The following is a 14,998-nucleotide window of genomic DNA, read 5'->3' on the forward strand; positions in this document are numbered from 1 at the left end:
CCTGAAGCCGAACAAGCTGACCGACGCGGTCATGGACGAGATGATGAAGGTGATCCTCCGCTACCGCGACGCCATCGCCCCCGAACGCATCTTCCGCGGCGTCAAATGGAAAAAATGACCCCGAGACCCGATCCGGACAATATCAGGGCGCGGGCGCGTGGCTGAAGCCGGACGATCTTCGGGCGCGCGCGTCCATCCGGTCCGGGCGGGGGGCGTCTACGAGATCCGGGTCGCGCTTCAGGCGGGCGCCGACGATGCGAGCGGGGGCGCGGGCGCGCTCCGGCTCACGCCGGTTCCGATCGCGCGAAACCTCTTCTGAAAAGATCGCCGCCGCGTCGGCCGAACATTCCCGGACCCGCGCCGCGAAAGCGTTCGCGAAACGCCGGCCTGCCGCGCGATCGGCGCGGTTCATCCCGCTTCCGGGGATCGACATGGCGCGACAAATGTTCAAGATATATGATACGTCAGCTTCAGAAGGGACCCGGCGTGATATGGAGCCATAGCATGGGCGTCGGCGGGCCGCCGACGGAAATGAAGCGCGCCTTCGGGCGCTCGCGCCCCAGGGCGGCGCCGGACTCCGCGGGGCTCCATGGTCGGTAAGGTCATCAGAACGCTGTCCGCGGAGCTGAGGCGGATGGCCGGGCGGCCCCGGCCGGCCGGCGGCGCGGCGGCTCAGTCCCGGATGCGGCCGGAGCGGGCCCGCGGGCCGGTTTCCGAGGCGGACCCGCAAGGCGCGGCGCGGGACGGCCATGCGGCGCCGGCCGCCCTCGCTTCGGAGCGCGCGCGGCTCAAGGCGCGGATCGCGCATCTGAGGGAGAGACAGGCGCGGCTCACGGCCGAGATCGAGACGCTGAAGGCGGCGAAACAGGGCCAGACCGACCGGGTCGCGCGGTTGCAGGCCAAGCTGCGGGACCAGCGGGACCGGGTCGCGCGGTTGCAGGGCAAGCTGCAGGAGCAGCGGGACCGGGTCGCGCGGATGCAGGGCAAGCTGCAGGAGCAGCGGGACCGCGTCGCGCGGTTGCAGGCTCTGGCGCAGGACCGCCGGGCCAACGCCGAGCAGATGCGGGCCAGGCTGGAGATCCACCGGGCCAACGCGGCGCAGATCCGGACCAGGCTGCAGGACCAGCGGGCGCAGGCGGCGAAGGTGCAGGCGAGGCTCAGAGGCCGACTCGACCGGGTCGCGCCCAACGCCCCGCTCAACCGGTTCCTGGCCTTCGCGCAGGATATCGGCGCGCGCGCCGAGGAGTGCCGCGCCGACGTCTATCTGGCCCACGGGGTCGAGGCGCTGCCGGCGGCCGACCGGCTGCGCGCGCTCCAGGGCGGGGCCGCGGCCTGCGACGTGATCGAGATCCCCTCCTTCGCCGCCCGGGCGATCCTCTCGAAATGGGAGCCGACGGTCCTCAAGACGATCGATCACGCCTTGCTGGGCTATCTGCGGGAGGCGGATTTCGCTCTGACCGTCGGATGGGCGCTGGGGGATATCGTCTCGAAGACGAACGCCGACGTGCGGGTGGTGCCCAACTGGCGCAACCACGCCGAGCTGACGGTGTCGAACGAGCTGCGCGAAGAGTTCGGCCTCGGGCCCGACGCCAAGGTGGTGTTGGCGATCAGCACGATCGCGTCGGGCTTCGAGCAGGTGCTGGAGGCCTTCGCGCGGATGGGCGGGGACGTTCATCTCGTCGTCGTGGGGACGTTCGCGCCGCTCGAATACGGCGAGCAGATCACCGCGTTGCGCGCCGCCCTCGGGCTGGAGAGCAGGGTGCATTTCCGCGGCCCCGTGCCCTATCGCAAGATGATCGAATATTGCGGCGGGGCCGATATCGGCCTCATCGTGCGCGACCCGTCCATCCCCAACAATTATATCTCCCTGCCCAACCGGGTCTTCGACTATCTCGCCTGCGGCCTGCCCATCGTCGCGCCGATGATGCCCGATATCGACAAGATCCTCAGGACCTATGATTGCGGCCTGAGCATCGACGGCGTCACCGCCGAGGCCTGGGCCGACGGCGTCGCCCGGGCGCTGGAGCGGCGGGACGAGATGCGCGCGGGCACCATCGAGGCGAGCGCGCGGATGACCTGGGAGAACCTGGAGCGCGACCAGCTCCTGGACGTGTTCGGGCGCCCGTTCTCGGTCACCTTCGTGGGGTTCAACGACCTGACCCTGAACAACCGCACGATGCGCATGGCCACGAGCCTGACCCGACTTGGAGTGGCCGCCAAGGTGGCCTGCCCCATGTCCGAGACCTCCACCGTCCCGGATGGCGTCATCGCCATTCCCTTTGAAAAATACTGACCAGGAACCGCAGAATGTCCAAAGAGATCTGCGTCATCGTCGGCACGCGCCCCGGCATCATCATGATGGCCCCCATCATCCACGCGCTCCAGGCGGCGGACCACCCGCATTACGTTATCCATACCGGCCAGCATTACTCGCCCGAGATGGATGTCGAGCTCTTCGAGGATCTGGGCCTGACGGCGCCGGCCTATCACCTGAAGGGCGCGGCGGAGGCGCAGACCCATGCGACCAAGACCGCGCGGATGATGGAGGGCTGCGAAGCCGCCTTCCTTGAGCGGCGCCCGGGCGTCGTGCTCGTGAACGGGGACGCCAATTCGAATGTGGCGGCGGCGCTCGCGGGGAGGAAGCTGGGCGTCCCGCTCGCGCATTCCGAGGCGGGCGAGCGGAGCTATGACTGGCGGATGCCCGAGGAGCACAACCGGCGCATCATGGACCATATCAGCGAGCTGCTCTTCGCCACGAATGACAAGGCCCGCGACATCCTGCTGGGCGAGAAGGTTCCGGGGGCGGTGCATGTCACGGGCAACACGATCGTCGACGCCTCGCTCAACCACGCCGTTGTCGCGCAGGAGCGCTCGAACGCGCTGTCGGAGCGCGGGTTGACGGCGCAGGACTACCTCCTGCTGACGGCGCACCGCGAGGAGAACGTGGACCAGCCCGACCGGCTCGAGGCGATCGTGCGCGGCGCCCAGGCCGCGGGCGAGGCCGCGGGCTGCGACGTGGTCTTTCCGGCGCATCCGCGCACGGCCAAGAACCTGGAGGCGTTCGGCCTCATGGACCTGGCGCGGAAATCGTCGCGCATCCGCATGACGCCGGCGCTGCGCTATCTCGACTTCATGCAGCTGCTCATCAACGCGAGGGCGGTCGTCACCGATTCGGGCGGCGTCCAGCAGGAGGCGTTCATCCACCGCCGCCCCTGCGTGACGATCCGCGACAACACCGAATGGACCGAGACCGTCGCGCGCCGGGGCAACCGGATCGCGGGGGCCTCCGACCCCGAGCGGATCTGCGGCGCCGTGGTCGCGGCGCTGGCGGAGACGGACGCGGACTGGACGCCGGTCTTCGGCGACGGGCGGGCGGCCGAGCGCATCGTGGCCCATTGCGCGCGGCTGCTCGAAGACGGCGCGCCGTCGTGAGCGCGCAAGGCGGCCCGGACGCGCGCCCGCCGAGGCTCACGCAGGTCGCGATCGATCCGCCGCGCGACCGGCTGCGGGAGCTTTACGCGGCGCAGGGCCGGGAGCGCGCGGATTTCGCCGCGTTGGAGCGGTGGGACCTCTCCGCGCTGATCGGCCGGCCGGTGACCGAGGATGCGCCGGCCACCTTCGAGGAGATGCTCCCGCTCTGGGTGGGCACGGTGGCCGAGCGGTTTCAGGACGGAGATCGGATCGAAGCCTATCGGGCGTATCTGTCGCGCTTCATCCCGCGCGAGACCTTCGACGCCCTGCTGCTCGAGATCGCCGGATCGACCGCGCCGGGTGAGGTCACGGAGACCGACCTCAGCGCCGTCCACGGGCTTGTGCATCTCAAGCGGATCGTCGACGCCCTGCCGCCGCGCGACGGGCCGGCGGTCGTGCTCGAGATCGGGGGAGGCTTCAGCTTCCTCGGCGCGCTCGCTCATCGCTATATCGACGCGCCGCTCTGTTATGTCTCCATCGACGCGGTGCCTGAATCCACCGCCTATTCCGAAGCGTATCTGCGGAGCCTGGGCCTGGACGTCGTCTATGCGACCGACGCCGAGGGGCTCGCGCGGCGCGACTGCGACTGCGTGGTGGCCCCCGCCTGGGCCGCCGGGCGCATCGCCCCCGAGAGCGTCGACGTGGTGGTCAACTTCTCCTCGATCCAGGAGATGCCGGACCGGGCGGCGCGCGCCTATCTCGAGGCCGCGCCGGTCTGGCTGCGCGCGGGCGGGGCCTTCCTTTTCGCCAACTCGCGCGAGTTCTTCTACAAGCGCGAATATCTTCAGCGCCCGCCTCTCTACACCGAGTACAAATCCTACTCTCCGCGCTCGCGCACGACCGACTTTCCGATCGAGATCTTCCGAAAGCGCGTTGACGCGCCCGCATGGGTCGGCGCCGCCCTCGCCGCGGAGCGCGACTATTATATCGAGCTCAAGGCCAAGCTCGAGGATCAGGTCGGCAAGGCCCAGGCGGCGCGCGACGCGCTGCGCGCCCGGGCCGCGAGCCAGACCGAGTCGATCCGGAACCGCGAAGAGGCCGCCCATGTTCATGTGGCGCGGATTCAGGACCTTCAGAACAAGCTGAAGACGATGGCGGAGCGCGTCCGGACCCTGACGGGCCGCGACGTGGAGACGCGGGCCAGATTCAAGGCCCGGCTCGAGGATCAGGCGCGAAAGGCGCGGACCGAGCTCGACGCGCTGCGCGCCCGGGTCGCGGGACAGACCGAGACGATCCGGGAGCGCGGGGAGGCCGCCAGCGTCCTCCGGGCGCGCGTCAAGGATCTTCAGACGAAGCAGAAGGCGATGGCGGAGCGCGTCCGGACCCTGACGGACCGCGACGCGGAGACGCGGGCCAGCTTCAAGGCCCGGCTCGAGGATCAGGCGCGGAAGGCGCGGACCGAGCTCGACGCGCTGCGCGCCCGGGTGGCGAGACAGACCGAGACGATCCGGGAGCGCGGGGAGGCCGCCAGCGCCCTCAGGGCGCGCGTCAAGGATCTTCAGACGAAGCGGAAGGCGATGGCGGAGCGCATCCAGAGCCTGACGGGCCGCGACGCGAAGGCGGCCGCGGCCCCGCCCTCCAAACCGGCCTCAAAATCGGCGCGCGAGACCGGCGCCGGGGGGAGCGGCCCGAAGGCCTGAGCGCGCCGCGCGCCCGAGGCGCCTTCGGCGCGGCCCCCGAGAGCCCTCACCCGTTCAGGGGGCGGCTCTGTTCGGCTCCAGGTTCGTCCGGCCATGGGCTCCAGGCCGGGCGCCGCGTCAGCTCCGCGGGCGTGTCGAACGTCTCCAGCACGAAAGGGGTCTCGACGTCGCGGCGCCGGACCCCGTCCACGACCGTCCAGTTCCGGCCCAGATAGAGGGCCGGCCGGTTCGCGCGCACGATCGCGTAGAGCTGCCGCTTGATCCTGTCTCCGTGCCAGCGCAGCGAATTGTCGACGATCGCGACCTGCGCGCGCCCGCCGATCCCATCCATGAACGCCTGCTCCCAACCCGGCCGGGCGAGCAGGGGCGGCAGGCGCGCGGGCGCCTCCAGCGCGGCGGCGATCGCCGCCTCCCACGCCGCCGGGTCGCGCGCCGCGCGCACGATGCGCAGATGGCCCTCCAGGCGCGGCTCGCGGACCACGTCCGGCAGCTCGGGCGTGCAGATCGGCGCGCCGAAGGCGGCGAAATCGACCACCCGGTTGGGAAAGGAGGCCAGATGGTTGCCGATATCGGGATCGAGCGTCACGAGGCCGAGCGTCGTGCGCGCGAGCACCGTCCCGTAGGCGTCGTCTCCGAGCTGGCCGAGCAGCAGGATCCGGTCCGACATGCCGGCGCGCGCGAGATGCTCCTCCACCTCCCGATGGAAGGCGGGGGGCGTGATCCGCCCGGCGACGACGCAGACCGCGCCGCGCGCCGCGCCCGAGCGCGCGGCGGCGATGAACCCGTCGAGCGCCGCCTTCAGGGGGCTGATCTCGTTCTGCATGCAGTTGATCGTCACCACCCGCTCGAAGGGCGCGAGGCGGGCCTCGATCTCCGGATCGGGCGCATAGGCGTTGCCGACGTGCCACTGGCCCATGACGTCCGCCGCGACGCCGAGCCCGTCTCGAAGCTCGGCGGCGATCGTCGGGCTTACGGTCGTCACGTGGGCGCAGCGCGTCAGGAGATGCGCCTGCGCCGCCTCGGCGAGCACGCGCGCGGACAGGGGGGCGGTCCGGTGGGCCACCCGCTGGGTGTAGTCGCGCACCTCCAGCACGTCGCAGGCGAGACGCGCGCCCGTGAGATCGGCCACGGCGGCGGCGGCGGGGAGCGATTCCACCCCGCGCGCGAGAACCACGGCGCCCGGGTTCAGCCGGGGAGCGAGCATCTCGACGGCCGCGTCGGCGACCTGCAATTGTTGAGTGAGCAGGCTGGGCGCGATCTGCGCGCGCAGGCGGTCGACCTGGGCCTTGCGGCGGAGATCGCGGGCCCTGACGATGTCGAGCCGCTCGGCGAGGCGGGCGCATTTCTCGCGCAGGCGGTCGACCTGGGCCTTGCGGCGGAGATCGCGCGCCTTGACGGTGTCGAGCCGTTCGGCGAGGCGGGCGCATTTCTGGCGCAGACGTTTGACTTCGGCCGGCGGGCGCGCGGCGCGGTCCCGCCCCGCGTCATCGGGGGCCGGACGGCCCCCGCCCAACCATGCCGGGAGCCTCAATTCAGGCGTTCCATCGTGCGCATCACCTCGATCGATCCACGCATCGTGTCGGCGGTCTCGCGCGTCCCGTTGAGAATGTCGGCCACGAAGGCGCCCATCTGGCTGCGATAGAGGTCATGGGGCTGCGCCTCCATCGCGGTGCGCCCGGCGGGCCACTGGTCCCGGGCCTCCCTGAGGAAGATATAGCTGGCGTGCTGGGGCTGGATCGACCCGACGAAGGAACCGTTGTCGCCATGCAGTTCGACATATTGCGTGAAGGACGGCGAGGTCAAGTCCGCCTGGATCAGCACGTCGAGCCCGCCCTCGAACTTGAGCGAGGCGAGCACCCAGTCCTCCGCGTCGACCTGGTGAAGCTCGCCATGGATGCGCCGCTCGGGCCAGCGCAGCTGCCGCTGGAGCAGCTCCACCTCCTTGGGGGCGCCGAAATACCACTGGGCGAGGTCGATCATGTGGACCATCATCTCGCGGGTCGCGCCGCCGCCCTGGTCCGCATAATGCTTCCAGGGCATGGCGCTGCCGCGCCCGCCGATGCGGAAGATGGCGGATCCGAAGGCGCCCAGAGGCGACGTCGCGTCGCCCTGGCGCGCGGCGAGCGTGCGACCCTGCCGCAAGGTCGGCACCTGGCGGTAGATCCAGCCGACCGCGCCGATCAATCCCGCCGCCTCGGTCTCGCGGATCAGCGCCTCGCCGGTGGCGACGTCCTCGCATAACGGCTTCTCGCACATCCAGTGGATGCCGGCGGCGACGCATTGCCGGATGAGCGGCGCGTGCGACGGGGTCGGCGTGCAGATCGAGACGGCGGCGACCCCCGAGGACAGGAGCGCGGGAACGTCCGGGACCGCCGTCACGCCCAGGGCGTCGGCGAGCGCCTGGGCGCGGGCCGGATCGACGTCGCAGACGCGGATCTCCTTTACGTCGGCCGCGCGGAGGCCCTTGATGTGCTTGGGGGCCTGCTTTCCACAGCCGATAATTCCAAAGATCATTGAGCGTCTCCATCCGCCGGTATCAGATCGCGCCACGAGAGCGCCATGTTGTCTTCGCGCAGCCGGTCCGGCAGCGGCTCGATCCGGGCGGGCGCGCCGATCACCAGCGACATGGGCGGCGCGTCGCGCGTCACGATGGCGCCCGCGGCGACGAACGAGCCGCGCCCGATCCGCACGCCGGGGCAGATCGTGCAGCCCCCGCCGATGGTCACCAGGTCCTCGACATGAGCGCCCTGGGGGCCGTCGCGCAGGTAGGCGTCGCGCATCTTGAGCGGGTAGCGGTCATTGGTGAAGGTCACGCAGGGCCCGATGAACACCCGGTTTCCCACCGACATGTGCGTGGGCAGGTAGCAGCCGGTCTCGATCTTGACGAAGTCGCCGATCGTCAGCACCCCGTCGAGCACGGTGTTGGTCCCGATCACCACATGGTCCCCGATCACGGCGCCGCCGCGGATCGTGACGTGATGGCCGGTCTGCAGGTTCCGGCCCGCCGTCACGCCGGTGTAGACGATCGTCCCGCGGCGCAGCACGCCCCCCGGCCCGAAGCGGCTGGGCTCGGGGCCGCCGCCGGGCTGATCGACGATCGCGCCCTCCTGGATCTCGATGGGGGCGTCGCTCACTCCGCCAACTGCGCGACGGAGAGCGCGTCCCGGATAGAATCGCAAACGGCGTCGACCTGGGTCTCGCTCAGATACGGGTTCATCGGCAGGCTGACGACCTCGCGCGCGGCCTGTTCGGACGCGGGAAGCGAGCCTTCGCCGTCGCCATAGGCGCTGTAGGCCGGCTGCAGGTGCATCGGCACGGGATAGAAGACCATCGTCGGGACGCCCCTCTCCTTGCACCCGGCCTGGAGCCGCTCGCGCTCGGTGGTGCGGATGGTGTACTGGGCCCATACGCTCCGGCTGTCGGAGACGCGCGCGGGCACGCGCACCACCTCCGCCAGCGCCGCGTCGTAGCGCCGCGCGACGCGCTCGCGGCTGGCCAGCTCATCCTCGAAGATCGAGAGCTTGGACGACAGGACCGCCGCCTGGATCGAATCCAGGCGCCCGTTCACGCCGACGCGCACCACGTCGTATTTATGCGCGCCCTTGCCGTGCGAGCGCACCGAGCGCAGGACGTCCGCCAGCGCGTCGTCATCGGTGAAGATCGCCCCGCCGTCGCCATAGCAGCCCAGCGGCTTCGACGGATAGAAGGAGGTCGAGGTGATGTCGGTCATCGCGCCGACCATCGTCCCGCCCTTGCGCGCCCCGAAGGCCTGCGCGGCGTCGGCCACGATCTTCAGGTCCTCCTCGCGCGCCAGCGCGTTGAGCGCCGCGTAGTCGGCCGGTTGGCCGAACAGGTCCACCGGCATGATCACCCGCGGCGTCAGCCGCCCGGCGGCGCGGGTCTGCGCGATCTTGGCGCGCAGATCGTCCATGTCGATCAGGAAGGTCCCCGGATCGACGTCCACGAAGACCGGCGCGGCGCCGGCCAGCAGGATCGCCTCGGCCGTGGAGGTGTAGGTGAAGGACGGAACGAAGACCGCGTCCCCCGCGCCGACGCCCATGGCCAGGAGCGGCATGAAGAGCGCGTCGGTCCCCGACGAGCAGCTGATCGCGTTGCGCGCGCCGGTATAGGCGCAGAGCTCCTCCTCGAACGCGGTCACGGCCGGCCCCATCACGTATTGCCCGCCATCGAGAACGGCGTGGATGCGCGCGTCGATGTCGTCCTTCAGGCGCGAATACTGGGTCTTGAGGTCAATGAAGGGGATCATGCGTCTTCCTTAGCAAAAGCGCTTCTCACGCACGGCGAGAGAGGCGGAGAACCGAAATCTCTTGATTGGCCCCGCGGCCCGGGAGCTCCCATGTCCGCCGAAGGCGGAAGAGCGTCGGCTTTCGTCTTCATTATGGCTCCGCTCCGGTGAAAGCGTTTCGGAAGCCTTCTCTCGGCATGAGAGGTCGATCCTGGTCGGGCTCTGCGGTGACGCCGCCCCGACGAGGGGGACGCTCATGGCGGGTTTTTCGAGTCGAGAACGCGTCTTTGAAGATGGCTTTCGGTAGGCTGCGGAGTATGACTCACGACATATCACAGATCGGTTATGATGCAACACTTGGGTCGCCTCAAAGGCGAAACGCCCGCCTCATCCGAACAGCTCGAACCGCACCCCAAGGCGCCGTGATTGAAGCGCTATTCGCCCGCGCCAGAGCGCGGATCGCGGGCGCGATCCGGCGGCGCCGCCCCATGGATGCGGGCGCCTGAAGGCGATCCCGTCCCGGGTCGGAGTCGTTGGGGTGGTGAAGGGGCCCCCGGCGGGGCCCGCGCGCGCCGGCGTTTACGGGCGGTTCGCGCGGATCATGAGCGTTTGTCCTTGTGAAGGACCGGGTTGATCCCCTCCGCCAACGCCTTGGGATGGCGGATGTAATAGTCGAGCGTGTCCAGATCCGGCGACGGCGAGCGGCCCTCGTAGACGCCGTGAAGGACGAAATGCCGGGCCGGGCTCATCTTCGCCTTGCGGACATCGGGATAGGTCTTCAGATACCAGGCGGCGTCGAAATGCGGGGACGCCGCGACGGCCTCGATCCGGCGCCGCTCGGAGCGCGGCGACCCGAACAGGGCGGCGAGGCCGCCAAGGCGGGTGAGCCGCTTCATCTGCTGATCGCGGAGCGTGAGCTTGACCTGAAGCCGCTTGTTGGCGTTGGGGCCTTTCAGCCGATCGAGACGTTTCTGAAGTCGCGCATTCTTGCGCTGAAGGGTGTGGCTCTCATGGGCCCAGCGGGCGCTCACGGCCTCCTCGATGGCCTCCCGCTCCCGCGTCAGCGCGGCGTAGGCGGCCTTCACGTCGTCCAGCTCCGCGTCCGCCGCGCGCGCCCGCTCGCGGAGCGCGCCGACCTCTTCGGCCAGCCGGTCCCGCTCCGCGCGCGCCTCGTCGAGGCGCGCGGAGACCTCTTCGAGCTTTTGCGCGCTCGCCTGCGCCTCGGCCCGCGCCTTGCGGAGCTCGGCCTCCAGCTCCATCGAGTCGGGAACGCGCCGCGTCAGCTCGTGGTTTTCATGGCTGACGTCGCGAATGCGGCGCGCAAGAATCTCCAGTTCGTCCTTCATCTCGGGAGTCTCCTGTTCAGCTTCCGCAGCCAGTCTGGCGAGCAGCGCGAGCCGCGCGTCCAGCGCGTCGCGCGCGTGGAACGGGCGGCCCTTCGGGTGGAGATCATGGACCAGATCGGCGAGACTGACCATGAGCCGGGCGCGCTCCACGGCTCCGGGGGCGAGAATCGCGCCGAGCGGCCCGCGTTTCCCCCCGATGACGGCGTCGAGCCGGCGAAGCGGCTCGGGCGGGTCGGCGGCCTCTTCGGGAGCGCTCTGGTCGGGAACGCCGGAGCACGCGGCGCGCGCCGCGTCCCGGCGCGCCGGATCCGCCACCCCGGCCAGACGCGCCAGCGCCTCGATCTGCGCTTCGGGCGCCTCCGCCCAGCCGTCATGGGGCAGGAGCAGCGTCTCCGCCGGCGCGTCCCGCAGGATATAGAAGCTCCGCAGCGCATGGATCGCCGGCGCGGCGGCGGCGGCCGGGCGATCATGGGCCTCCGCCGGCGCGCGCGGGCCGGCCGCCGCGCCCCGCGTCGCCCAGACGAACCGCAGATCGAGCCCGATCCGCTCCGCGGCGTCGATCCAGAGCGGCAGGAAGAGCGCGCTGAGCGGAACCCTGACGACGAGCCCGCGCCCGCCCGCCGCATCCCGCCGGGCCGCCATGTGCGCCGCGGCCCAATCGACGGTCTCGCGCGCGGCGGCGGACGCCCGCCAGCCGCTGACCCGAAGCCCCTGCAGGACGTCCGGCGCGCGCGCGAGCGCGCGCATCCGATCCCGGGTCGCAACGGGCTCTCCGGCGCCGCTCAGGTCGGTCTCGTTCGCGTGGTCCGGACCGTCCGGCGCCTCCAGCCCCAGCGTCTCCAACGCCCGCGCCGCCAGCGAGGCGCCGCCGCGGCCCGTCCCGATCACGAAGATGGCGAAAGATTCGGAAGCGGCGGTCATTGGTTCAGGAGGATCTCCAGGTATTGATTTCGCTTCATGCAGGTTCTGCGGCCCCGACGCCACAACCGGGGCGTGGCCCCCGTCCGCAACCCATGCGCCAGATCGGCGTCCAGGCCGAGATCGGCCGGCGTCAGCCCGGCCGCATCGAGCGCGGAATTGGCGATCTCCCGATAGAGTCCGAACGACCAGTCGATCTTGCTCGCGAAACGGGTGTGGTGGGTCAACGCGCCGGCGCTGAGCTTCTCCCACAAACCGTCTGTTCCGATGAAGCGCAGCCAGTTCTCCTCGCGCGGCACGACCCAGATCGGCAGGCCCTGCTCACGGGCCAGCACGCTGAGCTTGAGATCGACCATGACCTCGGACAGGAAACTCTCCGGATCGAAGCGAAGCGTTTTCTGATCGAAGCCGAACGTGCCGCTGCCCGCAAGGGAGCAAAGCTGCATGTCGGGCAGGGACCTGATCGACGTGAAGGTGTGCGTGCGCTCGAAATACCAGTCCGCCCGTGGAGGGAACATGCCGCCATGCGTGGTCACCGCGCACATTCCGCCGCATTTCCTGATCAGGCGGAGATAGGTCGCCGCGTAATCGGGCGGGAAGATGAAATCGTCGTCCAGCGTCAGCACGATGCTGTCGCTGACGAACTTGAGGGGGTAGATCTTTCCATTGGCGGAGATGTCGCCGCGATGCTCCCGCCCGTCCAGGACCGTCACATTCGAAAGATGCGACAGATCCGGAAACCCATCCGTGGTTTGGTTCGCATAGATGAAAAGATGGTCGAGTTGCGGCGCGAGAGACTCGATCACCGGGGCGATCAGCGAAAACCGCCCCGGAAACGTCGCCATCGCTCCCACCACCGCGTTCGAAAGCGTCGGGATGTTCATAGCCGGGCGTTCAACCTTTCTGCGATCGGTCCGGCGGCGCAGGTGCGGAAATGGGTCATCACGTTCGGATCCACGGACATGTGCCATGTGTGCTGGGATTCGTTGTCGGAGCGAAAGACCACCAACGCGCCCGACGCGCCGCTCGCGACGACGGCGCCCTCGGTCAAGAGCCTGTTCACCCAGTTCGAGTCGGCCGAATTCCGGTCTCTGTACGAGAAGGGCTGCTTCAGCCAGAGACGGTCGCCCGAAAGGGTCGCCCCGGACACATGCCCCTCGGAGAGGATCCGGTTGACGCGGCTGGCGACGTGCAGACGCGATTGCGTCTCGTCCTCCTTCTCGAAATAGAAATACTGCGATTGCCGCCCCACCGAATCCGCCTGGGTGGCGAGGTAATAGCCGACCGTCTCCTCGAGATAGATGCGGCTGTAGAAATCGTCGTCATCCATCTTGGCCCAGTAGCGGCCGCTCGACTGCGCGATCGCGCGGTTCAGGCACTCGCCGATATTCGCGCATTCCGGCAGGGCGAAGACATGCTCGTTCTCGCGAAGTTCAGGAAGATCGTCGGGGATCTCTCCCGTGTTCAGGACGAGGATCAGCTCCTTGTTCGGCCAGCTCTGCTTGCGGAACGTCTCGAAGCAATTGGCGATGAGAGACGGGCGTTTGGTGATCAGGATGCTGCTGACGCGGGGCGTGTCGAACCCGTCCGGGAACGGGTCGCGGCCGAGCAGCGCGGCGCGATCCGGCGCCGTCCAGACATGCGCGCGCGCGACCATGCGCATCAGCCCGCGCCAGCGCCGCTCAAGGAGCCAGGGCGTGCGGTAGAGCGCCTGAAGCTCGATCAGGTCGATGACGTGGCGCACGCGGTCGAGCGCGAGAAGCAGCGGCTCATCGCTTCGCGGGTCGCCGTAGAGGATGGGCACGGCGCCCGAGGCGATGGCGTCGAGCGCGGCGGCCAGCAGCTCGGAATCGGTGCGCAGGCTCTGCGCGGGCAGGAGCGCGAGGCTCGCCGATTGCAGGATCAGCCGCTCCTGCGCCCGCGTGTGGCGGCAGACGGTGAGCCTCTCCCGCCGGATGCGAAGCTCGAGCGAGGCGGCGTTGAAGCCGTAGCGGAACTCCATCAGCAGCATCTCCGCGACGCTGTCCTCGCTGATCAGCGCCGCGAAATCCGGGTCCTGAAAGATGTCCGCGACCGCCGGGACCAACATCCGGTCGCGCCCGCGCTCGCGCAGGCCGCCGACGCTGCAGGCGGTCGGGGAGGTCGCGCGGCGGGCGTGGCGGATCTTTCCGCCGAGATCGTCCCAGACCCCGGCCCATTCCTCCGCGCGCCCCTCCAGCACGACGCGCGCGGCCCGCTCGGCGGCGCCGCGCCAGCACACGGCGATCCCGGGCGCGCCGGTGAGCCAGAGATGGACCGGCGTCCCATGCGCCTCCGCGAGATCGAAGAGCGCGGCCCCGGCGGCCGGCAGCCGCCCGTCCAGCGCGGAGAAGGCGAGCGGCCAGTCGCGGTCGTCGTCGTCGCCGCATCCGGGGCCCGCCTCGATCACGATCAGATCGAGATCGAGCAGCCGCAGCTGCTCCGCCGCTTTCGTCTGGCGCAGCCGATAGAGCTCGGCCATGCCGTCGAGCCGCTCATAGCCCCGGTCCGAACCGATGAAGCCGACCTTCGGGAGATGCGCGGCCTGGGCGCGCAGCCGCTCCATCCGGCGCTGATAATCGGCGGCCGCGGCGGCCATGTCCTCGGGGTTCAGAACGTCGCCCCAGTCGCCGCCGGGCTTGAAGCGCGCGGCGATGCTCTGAAGCTGCCGGCGCGGCGCCTCGGCCAGCGCCCGCGCGGCGGGGGCGCCCGCGCGCCACCGCTTCAGGACGGTCTTGAGAAGCGCGGCGCGCCGCCGCGTCACGCCCTCGAATTCCGACATGAACCGCCCGGCCGCCGCCCTGCTCGCCCAGTTGACGTCGAGCGGGGCGACCTCGAGGCGCAGAACCGAAACCCCGTCGGGAACCGGCCCGATCCGGATCTCCGCCGCATCCGGCGGCGCGACGAAGAAGCGCGAGGCGAGCGCGCCGGCCAGCGCCTGATCGGTCAGGGCGAGCGGCGGCAGCGTCTCCAGCTCCATCGGGTCGAGGCCGGGGATCGGCGTCTGGTCGCAGACCAGGCGCGGGTCGACGAAGGCGCCGTCCTCGTCGCGGAACTCCACCGGAACCGGCGTGAGCCGGAGCGCGTCCGCGCCCCCGCTCGCATCGTCGGCGCCCGCCTGAAGCGCGACCCGGATCTCGTAGACGCCCCCCGCCCGGACCGGATGGACGCGCGCGCCCGGGGACCGTCCGGCTTCAGCCACGCGCCCGCGCCCTGATATTGTCCGGATCGGGTCTCGGGGTCATTTTTTCCATTTGACGCCGCGGAAGATGCGTTCGGGGGCGATGGCGTCGCGGTAGCGCAGGATCACCTTCATCATCTCGTCCATGACCGCGTCGGTCAGCTTGTTCGGCTTCAGC

The 14,998-nt window shown here is 70.1% G+C and carries 11 protein-coding genes; 4 read left to right on the plus strand and 7 right to left on the minus strand.

Annotated features, from left to right (window positions below; genetic code table 11):
* The first annotated feature begins 157 nt into the window (after positions 1-157).
* The 4 genes from WG921_RS17815 (at position 158) to WG921_RS17830 (ending at position 5,111) form a co-directional block, all read left to right on the plus strand.
* Positions 158-319 (plus strand): hypothetical protein, encoded by a 162-nt coding sequence (locus WG921_RS17815; protein ID WP_340110614.1) that lies wholly within the window; start codon positions 158-160, stop codon positions 317-319.
* Positions 320-634: 315 nt separating this feature from the next.
* The gene (locus WG921_RS17820; RefSeq protein WP_340110615.1) at positions 635-2,293 is read left to right on the plus strand and encodes a glycosyltransferase; all 1,659 of its coding nucleotides are present in this window, start codon (positions 635-637) and stop codon (positions 2,291-2,293) included.
* A gap of 14 nt (positions 2,294-2,307) precedes the next feature.
* Positions 2,308-3,432, plus strand: coding sequence for a non-hydrolyzing UDP-N-acetylglucosamine 2-epimerase (gene wecB, locus WG921_RS17825; RefSeq protein ID WP_340110616.1), 1,125 nt, complete (start codon positions 2,308-2,310; stop codon positions 3,430-3,432).
* Positions 3,429-5,111, plus strand: a complete 1,683-nt coding sequence (locus WG921_RS17830) for a putative sugar O-methyltransferase (RefSeq protein ID WP_340110617.1) — start codon at positions 3,429-3,431, stop codon at positions 5,109-5,111. The genes wecB and WG921_RS17830 overlap by 4 nt, the downstream gene beginning before the upstream one ends.
* Before the next feature lie 46 nt (positions 5,112-5,157).
* Here WG921_RS17830 and WG921_RS17835 read toward each other — a convergent pair whose 3' ends face one another.
* The 7 genes from WG921_RS17835 to WG921_RS17865 form a co-directional block, all read right to left on the minus strand.
* Positions 5,158-6,642: an AAA family ATPase gene (locus tag WG921_RS17835; RefSeq protein ID WP_340110618.1), complete on the minus strand. Its 1,485-nt coding sequence runs from the start codon at positions 6,640-6,642 to the stop codon at positions 5,158-5,160.
* Positions 6,639-7,625 carry a Gfo/Idh/MocA family protein gene (locus tag WG921_RS17840; protein WP_340110619.1) on the minus strand — a complete coding sequence of 329 codons (987 nt, stop codon included), beginning with the start codon at positions 7,623-7,625 and terminating at the stop codon, positions 6,639-6,641. Before WG921_RS17840 ends, WG921_RS17835 begins: the two co-directional genes overlap by 4 nt.
* The gene (locus tag WG921_RS17845; RefSeq protein WP_340110620.1) at positions 7,622-8,245 is read right to left on the minus strand and encodes an acyltransferase; all 624 of its coding nucleotides are present in this window, start codon (positions 8,243-8,245) and stop codon (positions 7,622-7,624) included. Before WG921_RS17845 ends, WG921_RS17840 begins: the two co-directional genes overlap by 4 nt.
* On the minus strand, positions 8,242-9,378 hold the full coding sequence (locus WG921_RS17850; RefSeq protein WP_340110621.1) for a DegT/DnrJ/EryC1/StrS family aminotransferase: 1,137 nt from the start codon (positions 9,376-9,378) through the stop codon (positions 8,242-8,244). Before WG921_RS17850 ends, WG921_RS17845 begins: the two co-directional genes overlap by 4 nt.
* A 578-nt stretch (positions 9,379-9,956) precedes the next feature.
* Positions 9,957-11,624 carry a hypothetical protein gene (locus WG921_RS17855; RefSeq protein ID WP_340110622.1) on the minus strand — a complete coding sequence of 556 codons (1,668 nt, stop codon included), beginning with the start codon at positions 11,622-11,624 and terminating at the stop codon, positions 9,957-9,959.
* Positions 11,621-12,505, minus strand: coding sequence for a hypothetical protein (locus WG921_RS17860; RefSeq protein WP_340110623.1), 885 nt, complete (start codon positions 12,503-12,505; stop codon positions 11,621-11,623). The genes WG921_RS17855 and WG921_RS17860 overlap by 4 nt, the downstream gene beginning before the upstream one ends.
* Positions 12,502-14,841 (minus strand): glycosyltransferase family 2 protein, encoded by a 2,340-nt coding sequence (locus tag WG921_RS17865; RefSeq protein ID WP_340110624.1) that lies wholly within the window; start codon positions 14,839-14,841, stop codon positions 12,502-12,504. Before WG921_RS17865 ends, WG921_RS17860 begins: the two co-directional genes overlap by 4 nt.
* Positions 14,842-14,998 lie beyond the last annotated feature (157 nt).

Source organism: Paludibacillus litoralis, from assembly GCF_037646705.1.
GTDB classification, from domain to species: Bacteria; Pseudomonadota; Alphaproteobacteria; order Rhodobacterales; family Rhodobacteraceae; genus Pikeienuella; species Pikeienuella litoralis.